The organism is Streptomyces anthophorae (assembly GCF_049310305.1).
Lineage (GTDB): Bacteria > Actinomycetota > Actinomycetes > Streptomycetales > Streptomycetaceae > Streptomyces.
Genome location: NZ_JBLWQQ010000001.1, coordinates 4,134,800 through 4,158,364, shown reverse-complemented (window position 1 = coordinate 4,158,364; position 23,565 = coordinate 4,134,800). Strand labels below are relative to the sequence as shown.

22 protein-coding genes are annotated in these 23,565 nt (G+C 71.4%); 11 read left to right on the top strand and 11 right to left on the bottom strand.

The genetic code is table 11. The features are described from left to right. Positions 1 to 21: 21 nt before the first annotated feature. The gene (locus ACNYS0_RS18645) at positions 22 to 672 is read left to right on the top strand and encodes an HAD family hydrolase (RefSeq protein WP_422475072.1); all 651 of its coding nucleotides are present in this window, start codon (positions 22 to 24) and stop codon (positions 670 to 672) included. On the opposite strand, the gene ACNYS0_RS18640 is transcribed toward ACNYS0_RS18645, so the two are convergent. Continuing rightward, a complete protein-coding gene (locus ACNYS0_RS18640; RefSeq protein ID WP_422408674.1) occupies positions 651 to 911 on the bottom strand; it encodes a hypothetical protein in 261 nt (86 codons plus the stop codon). The two genes, ACNYS0_RS18645 and ACNYS0_RS18640, sit on opposite strands and share 22 nt — an antisense overlap. A gap of 207 nt (positions 912 to 1,118) precedes the next feature. On the opposite strand from ACNYS0_RS18640, the gene ACNYS0_RS18635 reads away from it, so the two are divergent. Continuing rightward, positions 1,119 to 1,502, top strand: a complete 384-nt coding sequence (locus tag ACNYS0_RS18635; RefSeq protein ID WP_385769608.1) for a cold-shock protein — start codon at positions 1,119 to 1,121, stop codon at positions 1,500 to 1,502. A gap of 4 nt (positions 1,503 to 1,506) precedes the next feature. Here ACNYS0_RS18635 and ACNYS0_RS18630 read toward each other — a convergent pair whose 3' ends face one another. The 4 genes from ACNYS0_RS18630 to ACNYS0_RS18615 all read right to left on the bottom strand — a co-directional run bounded on the left by ACNYS0_RS18630 (position 1,507) and on the right by ACNYS0_RS18615 (position 4,989). Further along, positions 1,507 to 2,379, bottom strand: coding sequence for a 1,4-dihydroxy-6-naphtoate synthase (locus ACNYS0_RS18630; protein ID WP_422475070.1), 873 nt, complete (start codon positions 2,377 to 2,379; stop codon positions 1,507 to 1,509). Continuing rightward, positions 2,376 to 3,071 carry a futalosine hydrolase gene (locus ACNYS0_RS18625; RefSeq protein WP_422475068.1) on the bottom strand — a complete coding sequence of 232 codons (696 nt, stop codon included), beginning with the start codon at positions 3,069 to 3,071 and terminating at the stop codon, positions 2,376 to 2,378. Before ACNYS0_RS18625 ends, ACNYS0_RS18630 begins: the two co-directional genes overlap by 4 nt. After that, positions 3,041 to 3,517, bottom strand: coding sequence for a DUF2771 domain-containing protein (locus tag ACNYS0_RS18620; protein WP_422408677.1), 477 nt, complete (start codon positions 3,515 to 3,517; stop codon positions 3,041 to 3,043). Before ACNYS0_RS18620 ends, ACNYS0_RS18625 begins: the two co-directional genes overlap by 31 nt. Before the next feature lie 65 nt (positions 3,518 to 3,582). Then, the gene (locus tag ACNYS0_RS18615) at positions 3,583 to 4,989 is read right to left on the bottom strand and encodes an MFS transporter (protein WP_422475066.1); all 1,407 of its coding nucleotides are present in this window, start codon (positions 4,987 to 4,989) and stop codon (positions 3,583 to 3,585) included. 303 nt (positions 4,990 to 5,292) lie between these two features. Between ACNYS0_RS18615 and ACNYS0_RS18610 the strand changes: the two genes are divergently transcribed. Both ACNYS0_RS18610 and ACNYS0_RS18605 read left to right on the top strand, forming a co-directional pair. Next, on the top strand, positions 5,293 to 6,222 hold the full coding sequence (locus tag ACNYS0_RS18610) for a DUF3027 domain-containing protein (protein WP_422475064.1): 930 nt from the start codon (positions 5,293 to 5,295) through the stop codon (positions 6,220 to 6,222). 230 nt (positions 6,223 to 6,452) lie between these two features. Beyond that, the gene (locus ACNYS0_RS18605) at positions 6,453 to 9,797 is read left to right on the top strand and encodes a sacsin N-terminal ATP-binding-like domain-containing protein (RefSeq protein WP_422475062.1); all 3,345 of its coding nucleotides are present in this window, start codon (positions 6,453 to 6,455) and stop codon (positions 9,795 to 9,797) included. A gap of 186 nt (positions 9,798 to 9,983) precedes the next feature. Here ACNYS0_RS18605 and ACNYS0_RS18600 read toward each other — a convergent pair whose 3' ends face one another. Together ACNYS0_RS18600 and ACNYS0_RS18595 are read right to left on the bottom strand one after the other, a co-directional pair. Next, complete coding sequence (locus ACNYS0_RS18600; protein WP_422475060.1) at positions 9,984 to 12,407, bottom strand: cation-translocating P-type ATPase; 2,424 nt, start codon at positions 12,405 to 12,407, stop codon at positions 9,984 to 9,986. Positions 12,408 to 12,437: 30 nt separating this feature from the next. Continuing rightward, positions 12,438 to 12,722, bottom strand: a complete 285-nt coding sequence (locus tag ACNYS0_RS18595; protein ID WP_422475058.1) for a DUF2530 domain-containing protein — start codon at positions 12,720 to 12,722, stop codon at positions 12,438 to 12,440. 242 nt (positions 12,723 to 12,964) lie between these two features. Between ACNYS0_RS18595 and ACNYS0_RS18590 the strand changes: the two genes are divergently transcribed. Further along, a complete protein-coding gene (locus ACNYS0_RS18590; RefSeq protein WP_422475056.1) occupies positions 12,965 to 14,419 on the top strand; it encodes an NCS2 family permease in 1,455 nt (484 codons plus the stop codon). A 37-nt stretch (positions 14,420 to 14,456) separates the two neighbouring features. Here ACNYS0_RS18590 and ACNYS0_RS18585 read toward each other — a convergent pair whose 3' ends face one another. Further along, positions 14,457 to 14,645, bottom strand: a complete 189-nt coding sequence (locus ACNYS0_RS18585) for a ribbon-helix-helix protein, CopG family (protein ID WP_266712647.1) — start codon at positions 14,643 to 14,645, stop codon at positions 14,457 to 14,459. Positions 14,646 to 14,821: 176 nt separating this feature from the next. Between ACNYS0_RS18585 and ACNYS0_RS18580 the strand changes: the two genes are divergently transcribed. The 3 genes from ACNYS0_RS18580 to thpR all read left to right on the top strand — a co-directional run bounded on the left by ACNYS0_RS18580 (position 14,822) and on the right by thpR (position 17,526). Further along, positions 14,822 to 15,259: a MarR family winged helix-turn-helix transcriptional regulator gene (locus ACNYS0_RS18580; RefSeq protein WP_385769628.1), complete on the top strand. Its 438-nt coding sequence runs from the start codon at positions 14,822 to 14,824 to the stop codon at positions 15,257 to 15,259. A 142-nt stretch (positions 15,260 to 15,401) separates the two neighbouring features. Next, entirely contained in the window at positions 15,402 to 16,742 is a 1,341-nt protein-coding gene (locus ACNYS0_RS18575) for an MFS transporter (protein WP_422475054.1), read from the top strand. A 226-nt stretch (positions 16,743 to 16,968) separates the two neighbouring features. Further along, on the top strand, positions 16,969 to 17,526 hold the full coding sequence (gene thpR, locus ACNYS0_RS18570) for an RNA 2',3'-cyclic phosphodiesterase (RefSeq protein ID WP_422475052.1): 558 nt from the start codon (positions 16,969 to 16,971) through the stop codon (positions 17,524 to 17,526). A gap of 135 nt (positions 17,527 to 17,661) precedes the next feature. Here thpR and ACNYS0_RS18565 read toward each other — a convergent pair whose 3' ends face one another. Continuing rightward, positions 17,662 to 18,651, bottom strand: a complete 990-nt coding sequence (locus tag ACNYS0_RS18565) for an aldo/keto reductase (protein WP_422475049.1) — start codon at positions 18,649 to 18,651, stop codon at positions 17,662 to 17,664. 39 nt (positions 18,652 to 18,690) lie between these two features. Further along, positions 18,691 to 19,365: an SGNH/GDSL hydrolase family protein gene (locus ACNYS0_RS18560; protein WP_422482716.1), complete on the bottom strand. Its 675-nt coding sequence runs from the start codon at positions 19,363 to 19,365 to the stop codon at positions 18,691 to 18,693. Between the two features lie 68 nt (positions 19,366 to 19,433). Between ACNYS0_RS18560 and ACNYS0_RS18555 the strand changes: the two genes are divergently transcribed. Continuing rightward, the gene (locus ACNYS0_RS18555; protein WP_422475047.1) at positions 19,434 to 20,432 is read left to right on the top strand and encodes a WD40 repeat domain-containing protein; all 999 of its coding nucleotides are present in this window, start codon (positions 19,434 to 19,436) and stop codon (positions 20,430 to 20,432) included. 18 nt (positions 20,433 to 20,450) lie between these two features. Here ACNYS0_RS18555 and ACNYS0_RS18550 read toward each other — a convergent pair whose 3' ends face one another. Continuing rightward, positions 20,451 to 21,230, bottom strand: a complete 780-nt coding sequence (locus tag ACNYS0_RS18550) for a TetR/AcrR family transcriptional regulator (RefSeq protein WP_422475045.1) — start codon at positions 21,228 to 21,230, stop codon at positions 20,451 to 20,453. A gap of 88 nt (positions 21,231 to 21,318) precedes the next feature. Here ACNYS0_RS18550 and ACNYS0_RS18545 point away from each other — a divergent pair, with 88 nt between their 5' ends. Together ACNYS0_RS18545 and ACNYS0_RS18540 are read left to right on the top strand one after the other, a co-directional pair. Beyond that, positions 21,319 to 22,293, top strand: a complete 975-nt coding sequence (locus tag ACNYS0_RS18545) for an ATP-binding cassette domain-containing protein (protein ID WP_422475044.1) — start codon at positions 21,319 to 21,321, stop codon at positions 22,291 to 22,293. Next, the gene (locus tag ACNYS0_RS18540; RefSeq protein WP_422475042.1) at positions 22,293 to 23,090 is read left to right on the top strand and encodes an ABC transporter permease; all 798 of its coding nucleotides are present in this window, start codon (positions 22,293 to 22,295) and stop codon (positions 23,088 to 23,090) included. Before ACNYS0_RS18545 ends, ACNYS0_RS18540 begins: the two co-directional genes overlap by 1 nt. Positions 23,091 to 23,565: the final 475 nt, after the last annotated feature.

Sequence of the window (23,565 nt, the reverse complement as noted above, 5' to 3'; positions counted from 1 at the left end):
CGGAGAGGCAGAATGGGGCCCATGGCTCCCCACACAGATCCCACGTCCGCCGTCCCCACCGGCCCCACCGTCGGCTTCGACCTCGACATGACGCTGATCGACTCCCGGCCCGGCATCCGGGCCACCTGGGTCGCGCTGTCCGAGGAGACCGGGATGCGGATCGACGCGGATCTGATCGTCTCGCGCCTGGGACCGCCGCTGACCGAGGAGTTGGCGTACTGGTGCCCGCCGGAGCAGATCCCGGCCATGGCCGACCGCTACCGTGAGATGTATCCCACATACGCGATCACACCGACGCTGCCGATGCCGGGCGTGCGCGAGACCATCGACGCCGTGCACGCGGCGGGCGGCCGGGCGATCGTCGTCACCGCCAAGTACGAGCCGAACGCCAAGCTGCACCTGGCGCACCTCGGCATCGACGCGGACGCCGTCATCGGCGACCTGTGGGCCGAGGGCAAGGGCCACGCGCTGCGCGAGCACGGCGCGAGCGTCTACGTCGGCGACCACGTCGGAGACGTGCGCGGGGCGCGCACCGCGGAGGCGCTGTCCGTGGGCGTGACGACGGGACCGTGCGACGCCGCCGAACTGCGGGCGGCCGGCGCCGACGTGGTGCTGAAGGACCTGACCGGGTTCCCGGCCTGGCTCGCGGGTTACGTGGCGGAGCGCGCCTGACGGCGCTGCGCGGCGATGCCCCGCAGGACGCCGGCCGCGGCGACGACGAATCCGACGCCCATCAGCATGCACACCGCGTAGGAAATCGGCGGGAACGGGTCGGTGCCGAGGAACAGCGGCGCCATCGTGACGAGGGTGGCGATCGCTCCCACGACGAAGACGATGCCGCCGGCTTTCACGAGGCCGTCGCCGGGGCCGGTCTCGGCCACCGCGGAATTGGCTTTGGTTTTGTCGCGCACTCCACCAGGGTAGTTCCCAGCGCAGAGAGACAAACACGGGCCGAGCAGAGACGGGCGGAGACCGGCGGGCGAACCCTCGGGCGACATCTTGTCACCGGGCCCGAGACCAATAGTCTTGGTGACGGCGGGTCGGACCACGGCCCGCTGTCCTGCTATCCAGCCGCTTTAACCCAGCGATTTCTTCTAGTACGAGGACGAGGACTTCACGTGCCTACCGGCAAGGTCAAGTGGTTCAACAGCGAGAAGGGCTTCGGCTTCCTCTCCCGCGACGACGGCGGCGACGTCTTCGTGCATTCCTCCGTACTTCCCGCAGGCGTGGACGCCCTCAAGCCCGGCCAGCGCGTCGAGTTCGGGGTGGTCGCAGGACAGCGCGGCGACCAGGCGCTCTCGGTCACCATCCTCGACCCGACGCCCTCGATCGCGGCAGCGCAGCGCCGCAAGCCGGACGAACTGGCCTCGATCGTCCAGGACCTGACGACGCTGCTCGAGAACATCACACCGATGCTGGAGCGCGGCCGGTACCCGGAGAAGACGGCGGGCAAGAAGATCGCCGGTCTGCTCCGGGCGGTGGCGGACCAGTTGGACGTCTGACCCGCTACGGGAAGGACAGCGCGTCCGGCGCGAGCGCCGGGACCAGGCCCTCGGCGGCGGCCCGGGTCAGCAGACCGCGGATCGCCGCGTAGCCGTCCTCGCCGAGGTCGGCCGTGAACTCGTTGACGTACAGGCCGATGTGCTGGTCGGCGACGGCCGGGTCCATCTCCTGCGCGTGGTCCATGACGTAACCGCGGCTGGCCTCGGGGTCGTCCCAGGCCATCCGCACCGAGGTGCGCACGGCGTCCGCGTACGAACGCAGCTTCTCCGCACCGAGCGAGCGGCGGGCGATGATCGCGCCGAGCGGGATCGGCAGGCCCGTCGTGGCCTCCCAGTGCTCGCCCATGTCGGCGAGCTTGTGCAGGCCGTAGTTCTGGTACGTGAAGCGGGCCTCGTGGATGACGAGCCCGGCGTCGATCTTGCCGTCGCGCACGGCGGGCATGATCTCGTGGAACGGCATGACGACGATCTCGCCGACGCCGCCACCGGGGACCACGTCCGCGGCCCACAGCCGGAACAGCAGGTACGCGGTCGAGGTCTCGCTCGGCACCGCGACGCGCTTGTCGGACAGGTCCACGCCCGCCTCGCGCGTGAGGACGAGGGGCCCGCAGCCGCGCCCGAGCGCGCCGCCGCACGGCAGCAGCGCGTAGTCGTCGAGGACGTACGGCAGGACCGCGTACGACACCTTGAGGAGCTCGTAGGCGTCCTCGCGGCGCTCGGCGACGCCGTTGGTGATGTCGATGTCGGCGAAGGTCACGTCGAGCGCGGGGGCGCCGGGGACGCGGCCGTGGGCCCAGGCGTCGAAGACGAAGGTGTCGTTCGGGCAGGGCGAGAAGGCGATGCGGGCGGTCTCGGCCCCCGCTGCGGTGTCGGTCATGTGTTCTTCCAACTCTCCAGTACGGGCGCGGTCTTCCCGAACGCGGAGGCCAGCGCGGCGAGCGCGTCACCGATGCGCCAGGCGTCGCGGTCGCGGGGGCCGACGGCGTTGGAGACGGCGCGTATCTCGGCCGCCGCAACGCCGTGCGCGGCGGCGGCCTCGGCGACCCCGAAGCCCTCCATCGCCTCGGCGACGGCGCCGGGGTGGCGCTGCGCGAGCAGCGCGGCGCGGTCGGCGGTGCCGGTGACCGTGGAGACGGTGAGCACGGTGCCGACCGTGGCGGATGCGGCCGACGCGAGATCCCTTACGAGGGACTCCGGCGGCGTGTGGGTGACGGTCCCGAAGCCGAGTTCGGTGACGGGGACGAAGCCCTCGGCGGTCTCGGCGCCCAGGTCGGCGACGGTGATCGCGTCGGCGACCAGGACCGCGCCGGGCGCGGCCGTGAAGCCGCCGCCGATACCGGCCGAGACGACCAGTGTGTACGGGGTGCCCGCGAGTTCGGCCCTGGTGAGCGCGGTCGCGGTGCCTGCCGCGGCGGCCGCGGGGCCCACGCCGACCGCTACGACATCGAGCGAGGGGTGATCGTGCAGCGCGCCCGCCACCGCGTCCCGTTCGGCCGGGACGGCGGTGGCGATCAGGACGCGCGAGGGCGCGGTGTTCGTCAGGAGTCCTTCTCGAGCTTGAACGACCACAGGCCGTACGCCTTGGAGTTGCCGCCCGACAGGATCGTGACGGTGGTCGCGGAACCGGAGGCGCCGTACTGCTGGTTGAAGAAGACACTGCCCGGAACCGTGCGGTAGGTCTTCTTGCTGGCGTCCGTGAGCGGCTGGCCGTTCATCAGGAGCGTCCAGCCCTTCTCCGCGATCTCCGGGTCGACGCCGAAGCGGACCGTGGCGTCCGGGTCCACCTTGATGGACTTGGCGTCCTTGTCCTTCAGGCAGCCCTGGAGGGCGGTCGGCTTCAGGGCGTCGCCGTCGTTGTAGCAGCTGGCCTCGGAGTTCACCGATTCGCGGTCCACCGTGACGGTGGCCATCGGCGTCGGCTTGTCGCAGGCGGAGAGGACGAGCAGTCCGGCGCCGACAACACCGACGGCGGCAGCGGCGCGGCGGTGGCGCTGGGCGAAACGCTGGGAGGTCATGGCGGAAGGCTATCTGGCCCCACCGCTCCCGCTCCGAGTGGGGGAGCTGGTGTCGCGTTTGCGCGCTACGCCACTCGTGCCCGGTGGGTCGGCCCGGAATGCCGTGCCGACGCCAACAGCCCGCGCACCGTGGACAGCCAGCCCGCCGCCACGATGGCCGCAGCGACACACAGTCCGAGCACCCCGTTCAGCGGCAGCGCGATCCCGATCGCCCCGCCGACCACCCACGCCATCTGCAACAACGTCTCCGAGCGCGCGAACGCGGAGGTGCGCACCGCCTCCGGGACGTCCCGCTGGATCGTCGCGTCGAGGGACAGCTTGGCGAGCGCCTGCGCGAACCCGGCGACGGCGCCGAGACACGCCGTCATGAGCGCGCTGAAGAAGACGGCGGACAGCACGGCCACCGCGAGCACCACCGCGAGCACCGTCACGATGATGACCTCGGGGGCCCGCGCCTTCAGCCACGCCCCGACCGCCGTGCCCAGCGCGTTCCCCGCCCCCGCCGACACGCCCACGAGCCCGAGGGAGACCGCCGCGCTCTGCCCGGACAGCGGATGCTCGCGCAGCAGGAACGCCAGATAGAAGATCAGGAAGCCGGACAGACAGCGCAGCGTGGCGTTCGCGGCGAGGGCGTGGGTGACGGCCGGGCCGACCGTCCGCAGGCCCGGCCGGCGCGCCCTGGCCCGCGCGGGACCGTGCAGATGCTCCTCGTCCGCCGCGAGCAGCGCCTTGCTCTCGCCCCGCGCCGAGTCCACCTTGTGCGGCATCGAGTACGACAGGAAGACCCCGCACACGTACAGCACGAAGGCCCCGTAGAGCGGCCACCGCGGGCCGAGCGCCTGGAGGCCCGCCCCGACCGGGGCCGCCGCGCCGGTGGCGAGCAGTCCGCCGAGCGTGACCCGCGAGTTCGCCTTCACCAGCGAGAAGCGGGGCGGCAGCAGGCGCGGCACGACCGCCGAGCGCACCACCCCGTACGCCTTCGACGCGACGAGGACGCCGAGCGCCGCCGGATACAGCTGGAGCCCGCCGCCTGACACGGCGCCCGCGAGGACGAGGGCGAGCAGCGCCCGCGCCAGCATCGACGCGGCCATCGCGGCGCGCCGCCCGTGCGGGACCCGGTCCAGGAGCGGCCCGATGACGGGGGCGAGGAGCGTGAAGGGCGCCATGGTGATCGCGAGATACAGGGCGACCCGGCCGCGCGCCTCGTCCGTCGGCACGGAGAAGAACACCGTCGAGGCGAGGGCGACCGTGATCATGACGTCGCCCGCGCCGTTCAGCGCGTGCAGTTCGATCAGCTTTCCGAGGCCCGACTCGCCCGCGCCGTGGGCGTGCGTCGCTTTGCGGATGCCGCGTGCGGTGCCGGTGAAAGGGAGGTGCAGGGCCCGCCCGATTCTGCGAAGGCGGCTCGGCGCGTCCGACGCGCGCGACGACGCACCCGACGACGACTTGAACGACGACCTACCGGCAGCCACGCTGCAATGGTGCCCCTTGTTCGGGCGAACTAGTGCCGTTATGGACACGCCGGTCGGCTTTCCGGCCAGGTGCGGCTCGTACGTCGGTGTGGGCCCAGGGCGTCAGAGGAGGTAGCGTGCGTAGCGCGCCCGCGGCGGTTGTTCTCGGCCGCGCGCCTCTCGGCCATCCAGCAGAATGGATGGCGTAGGTGCGCCCGGAACGCTCGGGCGCGGACGTCGACGCGGCCCTCCGGTCCGCTCCGCCCGCGCTCCCGCACACAGGACGGCGCACTCGTGAGACGGCGTAGGAGAGAAGCGATACCTGTGAGCGCAGCGACAACGCGAAGCCGCACCCCGGACCGCCTGTGCGCCGAGGCGGTGGACATCGCCCGGGCAGCGGCCGAGGAGGCCGCCGCACCCGGGGTGGTGGGCGAGCACGTCGAAACGGTGGTCGAGGGCGACCGCGTCGTCACGCACCTCTTCGAGTGCAAGGAATTCGGCTACCGGGGCTGGCGCTGGGCCGCCACTGTGGCCCGCGCGTCCCGCGCCAAGTACGTCACCCTCGACGAGGTCGTGCTGCTGCCGGGACCCGATGCCCTCCTCGCGCCCGAGTGGGTGCCGTGGAGCGAGCGGCTGCGCCCCGGCGACCTCGGGCCCGGCGATCTGCTGCCGACCGAGGCCGACGATCTGCGCCTGGAGCCCGGATACACCGGCGACGACGTGCCGCCGCCGAACTCTCCCGTGTCCGAGGACATGGCGGAGCTCGTCGAGGCGGAGGACGCCGAGGTCACCGAGGGCCCCGTGGCGTCGCTGCCCGTCGCGCCGTCCCGCGGCTCGATCGCGGCGGTCGCCGAGGAGCTGGGCCTGCGCCGGGCGCGCGTGCTCTCCCGGTACGGGCTGCATGTCGCGGCCGACCGTTGGGACGAGTCCTTCGGCGCCAAGACCCCCATGGCACAGGCGGCCCCCGCCTCCTGCGGCTCCTGCGGCTTCCTGGCGAAGATCGGCGGTTCGCTCGGGCAGGCCTTCGGTGTCTGCGCCAACGAGTTCGCCCCGGCGGACGGCCATGTGGTCTCCCTGTCGTACGGCTGCGGCGGCCATTCCGAGGCGGCCGTCATGCCGAAGGCGCCGAGGCCGGCACCGCCGGTGATCGACGAGACGGTGGTGGACGTCCTGGCCCTGCGCCCCGACGCGGACGCGGGCTCGGTCGGAGCGGTCGCCTCCGGCAACGGCGACGAGGACCTGGGCCACTCGTAGGCAAATCAAGCCCCCGCAGCAGGTGAGCAAATCAAGCCTTTGCGACGGGTGAGCAAATCGAGCCTCTGCGACGGGTGAGCAATTCAAGCCCCTGCGGCGATTGAGCAGCGGGGTCCGGGGCGGAGCCCCGCGGCGTCAACCACGGTGCCGCCGCATGCTCACGGCAACACAGGGAACCCTGCGCGATACGGTTCGGCCGGTCACGATCACGCCGCCCAGAGGAGTCACCCGTGAGCGTCAGCAGAATCGCACCGGAGGGAGTCGACCCGTTCGGCACCGCACGGCTGCGCCACGCCGTGCTCGACGCATGGGCCGGCAGCGCCGCCCGCTTCCGGGAGGACGCCAACGCCGAGGAGGACCTCGCGCTCGGCGGCTACCGCGACCGCCTCGTCGTCGAACTCGCACAGAACGCGGCGGACGCCGCCGCACGGGCCGGCGTCGAGGGCCGCCTCGCGCTCACGCTGAAGGACGGCGTGCTCGCCGCCGCCAACACCGGCGCCCCGTTGGACGCGGCGGGCGTCGAGTCGCTGTCCACGCTGCGGGCCTCCGCGAAGCGCGAGGACACGAGCGGGGCGGTGGGCCGGTTCGGCGTCGGCTTCGCGGCGGTGCTCGCCGTCTCCGACGAGCCCGCGGTGGTCGGCCGGAGCGGGGGCGTGCGCTGGTCCCTGACGGACGCGCGGCTCGCCGCATCGGACACGGCGCTGCGCAGCCCGGACCTCGGTGACGAGCTGCGCCGCAGGGACGGGCACGTGCCGCTGCTGCGGCTGCCGTTCGCGGCGGAGGGCTCCGCCCCGGATCCGTACGACACGGTGGTCATCCTTCCGTTGCGGGATGCGGCGGCGGAGGCGTTGGCCTCGCGGTTGTTGGACGGGGTGGATGACACGCTTCTGCTTGCCCTGCCGGGGTTGACGGAGGTCGTGATCTCGACGGAGGCGGGGGAGCGGGTTCTGCGTCGGTCGGAGGAGCCGCCCTACGTCGTGATCACGGACACGGGGTTGACGCCTCGGGGCTCCGCCCCGGACCCCGCTGCTCAATCGCCGCAGGGGCTTGAATTGGCTCACCCGCCGCAGGGGCTTGAGTTGGCTCACCCGTCGCAAGGGCTTGAATTGGCTCGCCCGTCGCAGGGCGCCGATGGTGCCGGTCCCGACTTGGGCAATCTGCCGCCTGGGGCGGCAGGGTGGGCAAGGCGGCCCACGGTGCCGCGCGCCGATGAGACGGCCCCCGCCACGCGCTACCGCACCGTCACCCGCACCGGCACCCTCACCCCCGACCTCCTCGCCGACCGGCCCGTAGAGGAACGGCTCCGGCCGAACTGGGCCGTGACCTGGGCCGTGCCGGTCGACGCGGAAGGTGCTCCGGTCAGGCCGCGCAGCGAACCCGTGCTGTACGCGCCCACCCCCAGCGACGAGCCCCTCGGCGTCCCGGCCCTGCTCATCGCCACGTACCCGCTGGACACGGCGCGCCGGCACGTCGCCCCCGGGCCGCTCACCGGCTTCCTCACCGAACGCGCCGCCGACGCGTACACGGAGCTGCTCGCCGGATGGCGCCCCGTGGGCCCCGGCATCCTCGACCTCGTGCCGGGGCCGCTCGGCAAGAGCGAGCTGGACGGGGCCCTGCGCGCCGCCGTCCTGGAACGGCTGCCGCGCACCGCGTTCCTGCCCCCGGCGATCGAGCCGGGCGACGAGGAGGACGACGACCGGCCCACCTCGCTGAAGCCGCGCGACGCCGAGGTCGTCGAGGGCGCGGGCGCCGACACCGTACGGGTCCTCGCCGACGTGCTGCCGAGCCTGCTGCCCGCGGGACTCGAACGGCGCGTGGAACTGCGGACGCTGGGCGTCGCCCGCCTCCCGCTGACCGAGGCGGTCGACCGCCTCGCCGGTCTGGAGAAGGAGCCCGGCTGGTGGCGGCGGCTGTACGAGTCGCTGGCCGGAGTCGACCCGGACCGGCTCAGCGGGCTGCCCGTGCCGCTCGCCGGCGGCCGCACCGCCGTCGGCCCGCGCCAGGTCCTGCTCCCCACCGCCGAGGCCTCCACGGTCCCCGGTGAGGCGCTCGCCCGGCTCGGCCTCAAGGTCGCGCACGCCGACGCCGCCCATCCGCTCCTGGAGAAGCTGGGCGCCCTGCCCGCCACCCCGCGCGCCGTCCTGCGGACCCCGCAGGTGCGCGCCGCGGTCGCCGCGTCCCTCGACGACGAGGCGTCCGCCTGGGACGACGAGACCACCCTGGACGCCGAAGAGCTGGCCGACGTGGTCCTCACCCTCGTACGCGACGCCCATCTCGACGTCGGCGACGAGCCGTGGCTCGGCGCCCTCGCCCTCCCCGACGACGAGGGCGAACTCGCCCCGGCCGCCGAACTCCTGCTCCCCGGCAGCCCGATCGCGTCCGTGCTGCGCGAGGACGAACTCCCGTACGTGGACGGCGAACTGGCCGAGCGCTGGGGCCAGGAGCCGCTCGCCGCGTGCGGGGTCCTCGCGACCTTCGCGCTCGTCCGCGCCACCGACGTCGTCCTCGACCCCGACGAACTCGACCCGCGCGAGAGCGACTTCCCCGAGCCGGACGACGCCGGGCTGCTCGACGCCGTCGACGTGTGGTGCGAGGACGTCCTCGACGGGCTGCCCGACACCCCCGTCCCGCCGGTCGCCACCGAACTGATCGCCGTACGCGACCTGGACCTGGTCGACGAGGACCGCTGGCCGCAGGCCCTGGCCCTGCTCGCGCAGCCGCCGCTGCGGGACGCCCTCACCCAGCCGGTCCGCGTGCTGCTGCCCGACGGCACCCACGAGCTCGTCCGCCCGTACACGGCCTGGTGGCTGCGCGGGAGCCCGGTCCTCGACGGCCGCCGCCCGGCAGGTCTGCGCGCCGAGGGCGGGGACCCGCTGCTCAACGGCCTGTACGAGCCCGCCGACGCCGCCGGTTTCGACGACGAACAGGTCCTGCGCGCCCTCGGCGTCCGCACCTCCGTCGCCGCGCTGCTCGACGAGCCCGGTGGCGCGGCCGAGCTCCTCGACCGCCTCGCCGACCCGGACCGCCCGGTCGACGCCGCTCAACTCCACGCCCTCTACGGCAGGCTGGCCGACCTCGACCCCGAGCAGGTCACCCTGCCCGACGAGCTGCGGGCCGTCCGGGACGGGGAGGTCGTGGTCGTCGAAGCCCGGGACGCCCTCGTCGCGGACGCCCCCGACCTGATTCCGCTCACCGAGGGCCGCGCGCTCCTCCCGGTCACCCCGTCGAAGGCCGCGGACCTCGCCGAGCTGTTCCAGGTGCGGCGCCTGAGCGAGGCCGTGGACATCGGGGTGGTCGAGGGCGGCGACGTCCACGACGTGCCCGAGTCCGTGCGCGTCCTCCTCGGGGCCGCGACCCCGGCCTCGTACGTCGAGCACGAGGAGCTGTACGTCTCCGACGTCGAGGTGGACTGGTGCCGTACCGCCGACGGGGTCGTGCACGCGGCGACGCTTGAGGGGGTCGGGGCGGGGCTCGCCTGGGCGGCGGGTCAGTGGCCGCGGCGCTTCGAGGTGGCGGCGCTCCTGGAGGACCCGTCCCGCACGGGTGAGCTCGCGCGGGACCGGTGGTTCGACTAGTCCCCGGCACCGTCGTTACGGCCTCGGGGCTCCGCCCCGGACCCCGCTGCTCAATCGCCGCAGGGGCTTGAATGACTCAACCGGCGCCGGGCTTGAATGGCGAATCGCCGGCGGGGCTTGATTTATCAAGCCCCGCCGGCGATTGAGGCGCGGGGTCCGGGGCGGAGCCCCGTGACCGCAACACACTCACGCCGGAAAGCGTCGCCCCACCCATCGCCACAAGAACTCCAACCCGCCCGCCGCCAACACCGCCACCCCGACGGCAGTCCACGGCATCACCGAACCCACCAGCTTCAACGCGAAGAAGTCCTGCAACCACGGCACGACAAGAACCAGCAGGAACCCGAACCCCATCGCCACCACAAGGCCCACCCGCCACCACGTGTACGGCCGGGCGATGATCGCGAGCACCCACATCGAGATCAGGAAGAGCGTCAGCGTCGCCGAGCTGGTCTCGGCGGCGAGCGCGCCCGAACCCGCGTAGTAGTGCCGGGCGATCAGGTACATCACGAACGTGGCGATCCCGGCGACGGCCCCGCCGGGAATCGCGTACCGCATCACCCTTCGCACGAAGTTCGGCCGGGCCCGCTCCTTGTTCGGCGCGAGGGCGAGGAAGAACGCGGGGACGCCGATCGTCAGGGTCGACAGAAGCGTCAAGTGCCGTGGCAGGAACGGGTATTCCACCTGGAAGCAGACCACGAGCAGCGCGAGGATCACCGAGTAGACCGTCTTCACGAGGAAGAGGGTGGCCACGCGCGTGATGTTGCCGATGACCCGGCGGCCCTCCGCGACGACCGAGGGCAGCGTCGCGAAGGAGTTGTTGAGCAGCACGATCTGGGCGACCGCGCGGGTGGCCTCGGAGCCCGAACCCATGGACACCCCGATGTCGGCGTCCTTGAGCGCCAGCACGTCGTTGACGCCGTCGCCGGTCATCGCGACCGTGTGCCCGTGCGCCTGGAGCGCGCCGACCATGTCCCGCTTCTGCTGCGGCGTCACCCGGCCGAACACCGTGCCGTCGTCGAGCGCGTCGGCCAGTTCCTCCGGGTCCTTGGGCAGCTTCCGGGCGTCGACGGTCTGCCCTTCGAGCCCCAGCTTGGCGGCGACGGCCCCCACCGACACCGCGTTGTCACCCGAGATGACCTTGGCCCGTACGTCCTGCTCGGCGAAGTAGCGCAGCGTGTCCCCGGCGTCGGGGCGCAGGCGTTGTTCGAGGACGACGAGGGCGGTCGGTTCGGCGCTCTCCACGACGCCCGCGCCCTCGAGGCCTTCGGGAGCACGGGCGAGCAGCAGCACGCGCAGCCCGCGCTGGTTGAGCTCCTCGGTCGCCGCGAGCGCCGGGTCGTCCGCGGGGAGCAGTACATCCGGCGCGCCGAGCAGCCACGCGCTGCCCGTCCCGTTGCCCTCGCTGAAGGCGGCGCCGCTGTACTTGCGCGCGGAGGAGAACGGCAGGGCCTCGGTGCAGCGCCAGTCCTCGCTGTCCGGGTAGGCGTCGATGATCGCCTGGAGGGAGGCGTTGGGCCGCGGGTCGGACTCGCCGAGGGCGCCGAGCACCTTCCGTACGTACGCCTCGTCACCGGGACCGTCACCGTCGCCGATGAGCCGCAGCTCGTGGACGTCCATGCCGCCCTCGGTGAGCGTGCCCGTCTTGTCGAGGCAGACCGTGTCGACGCGCGCCAGGCCCTCGATCGCGGGCAGCTCCTGCACCAGGCACTGCTGGCGGCCGAGCCGGATCACCCCGATCGCGAAGGCCACGGAGGTGAGCAGGACGAGGCCCTCCGGGACCATCGGCACGATGCCGCCGACGGTGCGCGCGATCGAGTCCTTGATGTCGTTGTCCTTGACCACGAGCTGGCTGATGATCAGGCCGAGCGCGGTCGGGATCATCATCCACTGCACGTACTTGAGGATCGTGGAGATGCCGGAGCGCAGCTCGGAGTGGACGAGCGTGAACCGGCTCGCCTCCTCGGCCAGCTGCGCCGCGTACGCCTCGCGGCCGACCTTCGTCGCGGTGAACGCGCCGCCGCCCGCGACCACGAAGGAGCCCGACATCACTTCGTCGCCCGGCTGTTTGAGTACGGGGTCGGCCTCGCCGGTCAGGAGCGACTCGTCGATCTCCAGGCCGTCCGCCTCGGCGCAGGTCCCGTCCACGACGATCTTGTCGCCGGGCCCGATCTCGATGAGGTCGCCGAGCACGATCTCGGAGGTGGGGACGGCGACCGCGTTCCCGTCGCGCCGCACGGTGGGCCGGGCCTCGCCGATCACCGCGAGCGAGTCCAGGGTCTGCTTCGCGCGCCACTCCTGGATGATGCCGATGCCGGTGTTGGCCAGGATCACGAAGCCGAAGAGGCTGTCCTGGATCGGCGCGACGCAGAGCATGATCACCCAGAGCACGCCGATGATCGCGTTGAACCGGGTGAAGACGTTGGCGCGCACGATCTCCGTCACGGACCGCGAGCTGCGCACGGGTACGTCGTTCACCTCGCCGCGCGCGACCCGCTCGGCCACCTCGGCCCGGGTGAGGCCCGTCGCCCGTGACGGCACCGGTGCCGGGCCGACGGGGTCGCCCGGATCGCCCGGATCGAGTTCCGTTCCCGCGTCGATGTGCGTCATGAAAACGACGGTACGGGCGATTTCGGGGGTTTACCCCTCGGGTGTGGCATCCTCACGGTCCGTGGCCGCCGCGGCGGCCGCCCGCTTGAGCGCGGCGTCACGCCCCCGGACGTACCAGATCCCGATCAGGCCGAGACCGGCGCCGGCCAGGCAGCACCACACCCACCAGGTGATCCCGCGGTCCTCGAACCAGCCGTAGAACGGCAGCTGCGCGAGGAAGAGGACGAACCAGAGGATCGTGCCACCCGTGATGGTGGCGACCACGGGACCCTCAAGGGGTTCGGGTGCCTCGTGCTTCGGGATCCACTTCGCCATGTGCACAGCTTACGAGGACCCGACGACAACCCGGCACAAGCCCCGCACCGCAAGGGTCTACGCGCGGAGATAGCAAATTCTGCCTCATATGTTCATACTGAAACAGCCTGAGCCTGGCTACTTATGTTCGTATGAAACACCAGCGGAAACTTCGGGGAAACCCGCAGGTGACCACACGAAGACCAGACTCGATCACGCACCCCGCCCGCATTTTTCACTGCTGAATACCGCTGAGGTCATCCATGTCCACTTCGGCCACCACCCCGGTCGATGTCAACGACTCGCCGCCGCCGGCCCCGAAGAACGGCTTCGACCGCTACTTCAAGATCACCGAGCGCGGTTCGACCGTCCCGCGTGAGATCCGTGGCGGCCTCGCCACGTTCTTCGCGATGGCGTACATCATCGTGCTGAACCCGATCATCCTCGGTGGCGCGAAGGACATGTACGGGCATCAGCTGGACAACGGCCAGCTGGTCACCGCGACCGCGCTGACCGCCGCGTTCACCACCCTGCTCATGGGCGTCATCGGCAATGTGCCGATCGCGCTCGCCGCGGGCCTCGGCGTGAACACGGTCGTCGCCCTCCAGCTCGCGCCCCGGATGTCCTGGCCGGACGCGATGGGCATGGTCGTCCTCGCCGGCTTCGTCGTGATGCTGCTCGTCGCCACCGGTCTGCGCGAGCGGGTCATGAACGCCGTGCCGTACGGCCTGCGCAAGGGCATCGCGATCGGCATCGGCCTGTTCATCCTGCTGATCGGCCTCGTCGACTCCGGCTTCGTGACGCGCATGCCCGACGCCGCGCAGACCACGGTGCCGCTCCAGCTGGGCACCGGCGGTCACCTGATGGGCTGGCCGGTCCTGGTCTTCGTGCTGGGCGTGCTGCTGACCCTGGCGCTGCTCGTGCGCAAGGTGCCGGGCGCGATCCTGCTCGCGATCGTCGTCATGACGGTCGTCGCGCTGATCATCAACGCCGTCGCGGACATCGACCCGGCCTCGTGGGGCCTGACCGTGCCGTCCTGGCCCGGCAACCCGGTCGCCAGCCCGGACTTCTCGCTCATCGGGCAGGTCAGCCTGTTCGGCGGATTCCACAAGGTCGGCATCCTGACCGGCGTCCTGTTCGTCTTCACCGTGCTGCTGTCGTGCTTCTTCGACGCGATGGGCACGATCATGGGCATCAGCGACGAGGCGCACCTGACCGACGACAAGGGCCAGATGCCCGGCATGAACAAGGTGCTGTTCATCGACGGTGTCGCCGTCGCCGCCGGTGGTGCCTCGTCCTCCTCGGCCACCACCTGCTTCGTGGAGTCCACGGCCGGTGTCGGCGAGGGCGCCCGTACGGGCCTCGCCAACGTGGTCACCGGCCTGCTGTTCGCGGTCGCGCTGTTCCTCACGCCGGTCGTCACGATGGTCCCGTCCCAGGCGGCGACGCCCGCGCTGGTCGCGGTCGGCTTCCTGATCCTGTCCGGGGGCATCCGCGAGATCGACTGGGACGACTGGACGATCGCCGTCCCCGCGTTCATCACGATGCTGATGATGCCGTTCACGTACTCGATCACGAACGGCATCGGCATGGGCTTCATCAGCTTCACGGTGCTGCGCGTGGTCGCGGGCCGCGCCAAGGAGGTGCCGGTCGCGATGTACGCCGTCTCCGCGGTGTTCGTCTTCTACTACCTGATGCCGGCTCTCGGCCTCACGTAGTCGCGCCTTACGTAGTAGCGGCTTACGCCGTAACGCCTTACGTAGTCACGTCTCCGTAGAACCGCTCCGTCTCCTCGACGGCAGTCTTGAAGCGTTCGTCGAAGTCGTCCCGAATGAGCGTCCGGACCACATAGTCCTGGACGCTCATTCCTCTTTTGGCGGCATGCACTTTGAGCCGGTCGAGCAGCTCACCGTCGATCCGCAGACTGAGCACTGTCGATCCCATACGGACAGGGTCGCCGGGCCCCGCGACCCGTTGCGTCACTTTCCGCGTCCGGCTCACTCGTATGGGTGATGAAACTTTTCTGCACTCCTGCCACAGGTGAAGAGGTGGTGGGGATCACGGACTCGCCGCGTCCCCCTGGTAGTCGTTAGACACAGTAATGAGTTACGCTAACGAACATGCCAGACCTCTCCCATGGCGACGATGCAGCCGCCGTGAACTCCCTGCGTTCCGCAGTGATGCGCCTGTCGCGTCGGCTCAAGCACCAGCGGGTCGACGAATCGCTGAGCCCCACCGAGATGTCGGTGCTCGGCACCCTCGCCGGATGCGGCTCCGCGACCCCGGGTGAGCTGGCCCGGAAGGAGCACGTGCAGCCGCCGTCGATGACCAGAATCGTCGCGCTCCTCGAGGCCAAGGGACTGGTCCGGCTGGAGCCCCACCCCGAGGACCGCCGGCAGAAGGTCGTCACCTCCACCGAGCAGGCCGAGACCATGCTCGCGGAGAGCCGCCGCAAGCGGAACGCCTGGCTGGCCGGCCTCACCGAGGGGCTCGACGAGGACGAGTGGGCCAAGCTCCGCGCCGCCGCACCCGTCCTGGAGAAGCTCGCCCACCTCTGAACACGGCGAGCGCGACCGCACGAGAAGCACGAGAAGCACGAGAAGCACGAGAAGCACGAGAAGCACGAGAAGTACGAGAAGCACGACGAGCACGACCGAGCCGCAGACGACGCAGGACGACCGCCGAGGAGGCGAACCCACTTTGAGTACGGGATCCGGAGCAGACTCCGCCCCCGCACCAGCCGTCCACGACCCGAACGCCCGCCCACGCAAGCCCTCGATGTTCGCCAGCCTGAAGGTACGCAACTACCGGCTGTTCGCGACCGGGGCCGTCGTCTCCAACACCGGCACCTGGATGGCCCGCATCACCCAGGACTGGCTGGTGCTCTCCCTCACGGGATCCTCCGCGGCCGTCGGCATCACGACGGCGATGCAGTTCCTGCCGATGCTGTTGTTCGGCCTGTACGGCGGCGTGATCGCCGACCGCTTCGCCAAGCGGAACCTGCTGTTCTGCACGCAGGGCGCGATGAGCCTGTCCGGCCTCTTCCTCGCGGCGCTGACCCTCACGGGCAACGTCGAGGTGTGGCACGTCTACCTCGCGGCCTTCTTCACCGGTCTCGTCACGGTCGTCGACAACCCGACCCGGCAGTCGTTCGTGTCCGAGATGGTGGGGCCGGACCAGGTCCGCAACGCGGTCTCCCTCAACTCGGCGAACTTCCAGTCCGCCCGCCTCATCGGCCCGGCCGTCGCCTCCGCGCTGACCGCCGCCGTCGGACCCGGCTGGGCGTTCCTCGCCAACGGCCTGTCCTTCCTCGCCCCGCTCACCGGCCTCATGCTCATGCGCACGCACGAGCTGCACGAGACCAAGCGCTCCCCGCGCGGCAAGGGCCAGCTCAAGGAGGGCCTGCGCTACGTCTCGCAGCACCCCGAGCTGATCTGGCCGATCGTCCTCGTCGGGTTCGTCGGCACCTTCGGCTTCAACTTCCCGATCTGGCTCAGTGCGTACGCGGACGACGTGTTCCACGGCGGGGTCGGCCAGTACGGCCTGTTCAACACGCTCATGGCGATCGGTTCGCTGGCCGGCGCGCTGCTCGCGGCGCGGCGCCGCTCCACCCGTCTGCGGGTCCTGGTCGGCGCGGCGATCGGCTTCGGTGTCCTGGAGGTCGCGGCGGCGTGGGCGCCCGGCGTCTGGGCCTTCGCCCCGCTGATCGTGCTGCTCGGCATCCTCGGCCTGACGGTCAACGTGACCGCGAACTCCACGGTTCAGATGGGTACGGACCCGGAGATGCGGGGCCGTGTGATGTCGCTGTTCATGATGGTGTTCACCGGTGGTACGCCGCTGGGGGGCCCGCTCTTCGGCTGGCTCGCGGACGAGTTCGGGGTGCGGGTCAGTTTCGCCCTCGCCGGGGTGATCTGCGCGGCGGCGGCGGTCGGCGTCGGCCTGATGCTGGCGCGTGCGGCCAACCTCCGTCTGAAGGTGGACCTGCGCCGGGGCGAGCGGCACGTCCAGTTCGTGCCGCGTGAGCTGGCGGCTGCGGCGTAAGCCCCGGTGGCGTGTGATTCGTTGAGCCCCTGGGGCGGGTGAGCCGATCAAGCCCCTGCGGCGATTGAGCAGCGGGGTCCGGGGCGGAGCCCCGAGGCGTCAAGCCTCTCCGGCGTTGCGGTCCTGGGGCGCTGCCCCAGACCCCGCTCCTCAATCGCCGGAGGGGCTTGATTTACTCACCCGCCCCAGGGGGCTTGATGGGACCACGTCGCGCGACACTGGCCCGGTGAGACTCTTCGCGGCCGTGCTGCCGCCGAACGGAACCCTGGCCGAACTGGGTGACGTCGTCGGGAGATTGCCGACCGGCGACGGCATCCGGTGGACCGAGCCCGCCGGTCGCCACCTGACGCTCGCGTTCTACGGCGACGTACCGGAGGACACCGTCCCCGAGCTGTCCCGGCGGCTGGCCCGCGCGGCGGCCCGCACGGAGGCGTTCACGCTGGCGCTCGGCGGGGGCGGGCACTTCGGTGGGCGGGCCCTGTGGACGGGCGTGAGCGGCGACGTGGAGGCCCTGCGCAGGCTCGCGGAGCGCGCGGAGGCGGCGGGCCGCAAGAGCGGGCTTCCGGGGGAGCACCGGCACTACCGCCCGCACCTGACGCTGGCGCGCGCCCGGGAGCCCCAGGACCTCGGCGCGTACGTGTCGGCCCTCGACGCCTTCGCGGGCACACCCTGGACCGTGGCGGAGCTGACGCTCGTGCGCAGCCTGCTGCCGAGCTCGGGAGTGCCGGGGGAGCGGCCGCGCTACGAGAAGGTCGCCGGATGGGAGTTCACCGGTACGCGTTAGTCTCGTTGACGTGGACCCGAAGACCCGTAACCGGATCATGGCCGGTGTGCTCGTGCTGATGTTCTTCGTCGTGGCTGTCGCGGCGGCCGTCGGCCAGTAGTCGACCGAAGGCCGCCGCGTACCGGCGTCGGCCGATTACCAGGCGAAGGCCTCCGGCGACGGGCCCGGACCCGGGAAGATCTCGTCCAGGCCGGACAGCACCTCCTCGCTCAGCTCCAGCTCGACCGCGCGCAGCGCCGAGTCCAGCTGCTCCTGCGTGCGCGGGCCGACGATCGGGCCCGTGACGCCGGGCCGGGTGAGCAGCCAGGCAAGCGCCGCCTCGCCGGGCTCGATGCCGTGCTTGTCCAGCAGGTCCTCGTACCGCTGGACCTGCTCGCGCACCTTCGTGTTCTCCAGCGCGGAGGCGGAGCGGCCCTGGGCCCGCCGCTTGCCCTCGTTCTCCTTCTTGAGCACGCCGCCGAGCAGTCCGCCGTGCAGCGGGGACCACGGGATGACGCCGAGGCCGTAGTCCTGCGCGGCCGGGATGACCTCCATCTCGGCGCGGCGCTCGGCGAGGTTGTAGAGGCACTGCTCACTGACGAGGCCGACGCGGCCGTGCGCCCTGGCCAGTTCGTTGGCCTGGGCGATCTTGTAGCCGGGGAAGTTCGAGGACCCCGCGTAGAGGATCTTGCCCTGCTGGATCAGGACGTCGATCGCCTGCCAGATCTCCTCGAAGGGAGTACTGCGGTCGATGTGGTGGAACTGGTAGATGTCGATGTAGTCGGTCTGGAGCCGCTTGAGCGACGCGTCGACGGCGCGGCGGATGTTCACCGCGCTGAGGTGGTCGTGGTTCGGCCAGACCGGCCCGTCGCCGCCCATGTTCCCGAACACCTTGGTGGCCAGGACCGTCTTGTCGCGCCGGCCGCCGCCCTGGGCGAACCAGGTGCCGATGATCTCCTCGGTACGGCCCTTGTTCTCGCCCCACCCATAGACGTTCGCGGTGTCGAAGTAGTTGATACCGCTGGCCTGCGCCGCGTCCATGATGGCGTGGCTGGCGGCCTCGTCGGTCTGCGGCCCGAAGTTCATCGTCCCGAGGACGAGTCGGCTGACCTTGAGCCCCGTGCGTCCGAGTTGTGTGTACTTCATGTCTGCCATGACTCCATAGCCAAGGACGTGGAGTGCGCTCTAGGCAAGCGTGCGCGGGGCAGCAGCTTCATAAGGCCCCCCGATCCCCCACGCCTGATGCAGCGCGTTCGCGAAGGCGGAGGCCAGTTTGTGTTCGCCGGAGGCGTTGGGGTGGGTGCCGTCGTACGTGTCGTGGTGGATGTCGTACGAGTCGGGGACGGAGGCCAGGAGGAGGGGCGAGCGGGGCTCGTCGAGGTCCGCGACCGTCTTCGCCAGGAGGGTGTTGAAGTGGGCGACCTCGGCGGCGAAGGGGGCGTCCGTCTCGGCCCGGACGTTGGGGATCACGGGGAGCAGGACCATGCGGACGGCCGGGTTCGCGCGGCGGGCCTCGGCGACGAAGCGGCGCGTGTTCGCCGCCGTCTGCTCGGCGTCGGTGTAGAAGCCGAGGTCTATGAGGCCGAGCGAGACGAGGAGGACGTCGGCGCGGGCGGCGGTCACCGCGTCGGCGATCGTGGGCGCCATGTGCTGCCAGCCCTCGCCCCAGCCGGCGAGGTGGTGCTGCGGGAAGTCCGGGTCCGCGTACGCGTGGCCGTCGCCGTGCAGGGCGGTGCGGGGGCCGACCAGCGTGTGCGGGGTCGAGTGGGCGCGCAGATGCTGCCAGAAACGCAGGCGCCAGGTGTGCTCCCCGGCGCTCCCAATGGTCATCGAGTCGCCGACCGGCATGAACCTGAGCATCCGCTCATCATCGTCGATCACGCCGGGTGCGTGCGTGTGAGCCCCAACACGCCTGGCAAGCTGGGGGCATGCGTGCGTATGTGGGGGCGGCCGGGGTCGCCGCAGTCCTCCTTCTCGGCGCGGCGTCCGGTCCCGCGGTCGCCGACTCCCGTTCCGTCGGCTCCGACGGGTTCACGATCAAGGACCCGCGGATCACGGAGTCCAGCGGCCTGGCCGCCTCGCGTGCCCACCCCGGCGTCTACTGGACGCACAACGACAGCGACGACGGCGCCTTCCTGTTCGCCATCGACGGCAGGACGGGGAAGACGCTCGCCACGATCACGATGTCCGGCATCGGCTCCCCGCGCGACGTCGAGGCGATCTCGGTCGGCTCCGACGGGAACATCTACGTGGGCGACATCGGCGACAACCTCGGCGGCAAGTGGGACCACGTGTGGATCTACAAGCTGCCGGAGCCGAAGAAGCTCGTCGACCAGACGGTGCGGGCCACCCAGTACGACGTGAAGTACGCCGACGGGCCGCGCAACGCCGAGGCGCTGATGGTCCATCCGAAGACCGGACGCGTCTACATCGTCGAGAAGGGGGACGACGGCGGCGGCCTGTACGAGGGCCCGGCCACGCTGAACCCCTCCGCCACCAACACCTTCCGTCGCGTCGCCGAGATCGACCTGTGGGCGACGGACGCCGCGTTCTCGCCCGATGGGAAACAGCTCGCCGTACGCGGCTACTTCGGCGGCATCGCGTACAAGTGGAACGACGGGAAGCCCGAGCGGCAGGGCCGGCTGAGCGTGCCGATGCAGCCGCAGGGCGAGTCCGTGACGTACACGCCCGACGGGAAGACCCTGCTGTACGGGAGCGAGGGGCAGGGCAGTCAGGTGGAGCCCGTGGAGGTCGAGGGCGCGGGTGGCTCGGGCGACGGCTCCAACTCGCCGTCCGACCAGGGCGGTTCGGGCGGCGACGACGGCGGCAGCGCCTTCACCGGGAAGGCCGGCGCGGTCGGTGCCGCCGCCGTCGTCATCCTGCTGTTCGGGATCGGCAGGCTGTTCCGCCGGTCCAAGGACCGCTGAACCGGCCGAACCACTCGCTCAGTTCCCGGCGCGCGCGGCCACGAGGACGTCGAGCCCGTCCAGGATCCGTTGCAGCCCGAACTCGAAGTGGTCGAAGCCGGCGGCGAAGGTGTCCTCGGAGAGCGACGCCATCACCGGGTACGCGCCACTGGCCATGGCGGCCTCCAAGGAGGGCTGCTGCGCCTCCCAGAACGCGGCGTCCGTCATGCCCGTCGTCGTCTCCGCCTCCTGCTCGTAGATGCGGGTGCGCGCGACCCCGGACACGTACCCGTCGACCATCACCAGGACGGAGAGCAGCTCCGGGTCGGTGAGGCCCATCGGCTTGATGCGGGCCATCATCTTCTCCATCGAGGCCAGCGCGCCGGGGCCGATCACCGGGCGGGCCTGGTTGACCTGGAGCAGCCAGGGGTGGCGCTGGTAGAGGGCGAGGGTCTCGCGGGCCATCGTGGCGACGGCGTCGCGCCACGTCCCGTCGCCGAGGGCGGCCGGCTCCCCGTACGGGGTCTGCACCCGGTCCAGCATCAGGTCGAGCAGCTCGGCCTTGCCCGGCACGTACCGGTACAGCGACATGGTGCCGGTGCCCAGGTCGGTGGCGAGGCGGCGCATCGAGACGGCGCCGATCCCCTCGGCGTCCGCGACCTCGACCGCGACCTCGACGATCCGGTCGAGCGAGAGCGCGCGCTTCGGGCCCCGGCTCGGCCGGTCCCCCGTGCCCCACAGCAGCTCCATGCTGCGCCGGATGTCGCCGCTGCCGGAGGTCTCGGCGCTGCTGTTCGTGCCCTGGGTGCCGCTGGTCATGGGGTTCAGCGTAAACCTCTGGCGAAAAACTGAGTACGGTGTACTCTCATTTGGGTACGGTGTACTCGGTTTGCCAGGGGGTGTTCCGATGACGAGGTGCGGAGGAGGGGGCGTGGCCGACGGGTATCGCGATCACGCGGTGCGGGCCGAGGGGCTCGTGAAGCGGTACGGGGACAAGCGCGCGCTCGACGGGTTCGATCTGACGGTGCGGCGCGGCACGGTGCACGGCCTGCTGGGGCCGAACGGGGCGGGCAAGACGACCGCCGTGCGCGTGCTCGGTACGTTGCTGAGGTTCGACGAGGGGCGGGCCGTGGTCGGCGGTGTGGACGTGGCGGCCAGGCCGCGCGAGGTGCGCCGCCGCATCGGGCTCACCGGTCAGTACGCGGCGGTGGACGAGGTGCTCACGGGGCGGCAGAACCTGGAGATGTTCGGCCGGCTCTTCCATCTCGGCGGGCGCCGGGCGAGGGCGCGGGCGACGGAACTGCTCGACCAGTTCGGGCTCGCGGACGCGGGCGGCAAGGGGGTGGGCGAGTACAGCGGCGGCATGCGGCGCCGCCTCGACCTCGCGGCGTCCATGATCCTCACCCCGGACGTGCTGTTCCTGGACGAGCCGACGACGGGGCTCGACCCGCGGGGCCGGGGCGAGGTCTGGGACAGCGTCAGGGAGTTGGTGGCGGCGGGCACGACCGTGCTGCTGACCACGCAGTACCTGGAGGAGGCCGACAAGCTGGCCTCGCGGATCACCGTCATCGACCAGGGGCGGGCGATCGCCGACGACAGTCCGGAGGGCCTGAAGCGGTCCGTCGGCGGGGACCGGGTCGAGGTCGTGGTGGCGGAGCCGGCCGAGCTGTCGCTCGCCGCGAAGATCCTCGCCCGCGGCGGCGGCGAGCCGGTGGTCGACGAGGAGGCGCTGCGGGTGCACGTGCCGGTCGCCGACCGGGTCGCCGCGCTCACGGACGCGGCGCGCACGCTCCAGGACGAGGGGGTCGCGGTCGAGGACATCGGGCTGCGCAGGCCGAGCCTCGACGACGTGTTCCTGCGACTGACGGGGAGGGCCGCGTGATGAGCGGGGCGACGATGTACTGGGCAGTGGCCGACTCCTGGAACGTGGTGCGGCGCGGTCTCACCCACTACCAGCGCCAACCGGTCAACATCGCCTGGCAGTTGGGCTTCCCGATCCTGTCGGTGCTGCTGTACGGGTACGTGTTCGGCAGCGCGATGGTGGTGCCGGGCGGCGGGGACTACCGGGACTTCCTGATGCCGGGGATGTTCGCGATGACGATGGCCTTCGGCTTCATCAACACGGCGACGCTCGTGGTGCACGATGCCACGAAGGGGGTCATCGACCGGTTCCGCTCGATGCCGATGGCGCCTTCGGCGGTGGTGTCGGGGCGTGGGGTGACCGATCTGCTGGTCGCCTGTGCGGAGTTGGCGATCCTGATGCTGACGGCCCTGGCGATCGGATGGCGTCCGGACGGCGGCTTGGCGGGCGGCCTTGCGGCGTTCGCGTTGCTGCTGTGGCTGCGGTTCGCGCTGATCTGGCTGGGGGTGTGGCTGGGGCTGCTGGTGCCCAATCCGGAGGCGGCGGGCGGTCTTTTCGCGGTCGCCTTTCCGCTGACCATGATCTCCAGCATCTTCGTCGCGCCGCAGTTGATGCCGGACTGGCTGGGGGCGGTCGCCGCGTGGAACCCGATATCGTCCACGGTCGCGGCGACGCGTGAGCTTTTCGGGTCCCCCGTGGGGGCGGGGGATTCGTGGGTGGAGCAGCACGCGGTGCTGATGGCGTTTGTGTGGCCGGTGGTGCTTACGGCGGTGTTTCTGCCGCTTGCCGTCCGGCGGTTCCAGCGCCTGGCCCGTTGACCGGCACGGCGGTCGCGGCCACGGGGCTCCGCCCCGGCCCCCGCTGCTCAATCGCCGCAGGGGCTTGAATTGGTCACCCGTGCCCGGGGCTGAATTCCTCAACCCGCGCCCGGGGGTGGGTTCTTCAACTCGCGCCCGGGGCTGAATTGGTCACCTGTGCCCGGGGCTGAATTGGTCACCTGTGCCCGGGGGTGGGTTCCTCAACCCGTGCCCGGGGGTGGGTTCCTCAGCTCGTGCCTGGGGGTGAGTTCCTCAACCTGTGCTCGGGGGTGGGTTCTTCAACTCGCGCCCGGGGCTGAATTGGTCACCTGTGCCCGGGGGTGGGTTCCTCAACCCGTGCCCGGGGTTGAGTTCCTCAGCTCGTGCCCGGGGTCGAGTTTCTCAACCCGTGCTCGGGGGTGAGTTCCTCATCTCGCGCCCGGGGCTGAATTGGTCACCTGTGCCCGGGGGTGAGTTGCTCAACCTGCGCCGGGGG

What these genes read in the sequence shown, in the direction of transcription:
- ACNYS0_RS18645 (WP_422475072.1), top strand. Translation starts at nt 22, where the DNA reads ATGGCTCCCCACACAGATCCCACGTCCGCCGTCCCCACCGGCCCCACC.
- ACNYS0_RS18630 (WP_422475070.1), bottom strand. Translation starts at nt 2,379, where the DNA reads ATGACCGACACCGCAGCGGGGGCCGAGACCGCCCGCATCGCCTTCTCG.
- ACNYS0_RS18620 (WP_422408677.1), bottom strand. Translation starts at nt 3,517, where the DNA reads ATGACCTCCCAGCGTTTCGCCCAGCGCCACCGCCGCGCCGCTGCCGCC.
- ACNYS0_RS18600 (WP_422475060.1), bottom strand. Translation starts at nt 12,407, where the DNA reads ATGACGCACATCGACGCGGGAACGGAACTCGATCCGGGCGATCCGGGC.
- ACNYS0_RS18595 (WP_422475058.1), bottom strand. Translation starts at nt 12,722, where the DNA reads ATGGCGAAGTGGATCCCGAAGCACGAGGCACCCGAACCCCTTGAGGGT.
- ACNYS0_RS18590 (WP_422475056.1), top strand. Translation starts at nt 12,965, where the DNA reads ATGTCCACTTCGGCCACCACCCCGGTCGATGTCAACGACTCGCCGCCG.
- ACNYS0_RS18585 (WP_266712647.1), bottom strand. Translation starts at nt 14,645, where the DNA reads ATGGGATCGACAGTGCTCAGTCTGCGGATCGACGGTGAGCTGCTCGAC.
- ACNYS0_RS18580 (WP_385769628.1), top strand. Translation starts at nt 14,822, where the DNA reads ATGCCAGACCTCTCCCATGGCGACGATGCAGCCGCCGTGAACTCCCTG.
- ACNYS0_RS18565 (WP_422475049.1), bottom strand. Translation starts at nt 18,651, where the DNA reads ATGAAGTACACACAACTCGGACGCACGGGGCTCAAGGTCAGCCGACTC.
- ACNYS0_RS18560 (WP_422482716.1), bottom strand. Translation starts at nt 19,365, where the DNA reads ATGCTCAGGTTCATGCCGGTCGGCGACTCGATGACCATTGGGAGCGCC.
- ACNYS0_RS18555 (WP_422475047.1), top strand. Translation starts at nt 19,434, where the DNA reads ATGCGTGCGTATGTGGGGGCGGCCGGGGTCGCCGCAGTCCTCCTTCTC.
- ACNYS0_RS18550 (WP_422475045.1), bottom strand. Translation starts at nt 21,230, where the DNA reads ATGACCAGCGGCACCCAGGGCACGAACAGCAGCGCCGAGACCTCCGGC.
- ACNYS0_RS18545 (WP_422475044.1), top strand. Translation starts at nt 21,319, where the DNA reads ATGACGAGGTGCGGAGGAGGGGGCGTGGCCGACGGGTATCGCGATCAC.
- ACNYS0_RS18540 (WP_422475042.1), top strand. Translation starts at nt 22,293, where the DNA reads ATGAGCGGGGCGACGATGTACTGGGCAGTGGCCGACTCCTGGAACGTG.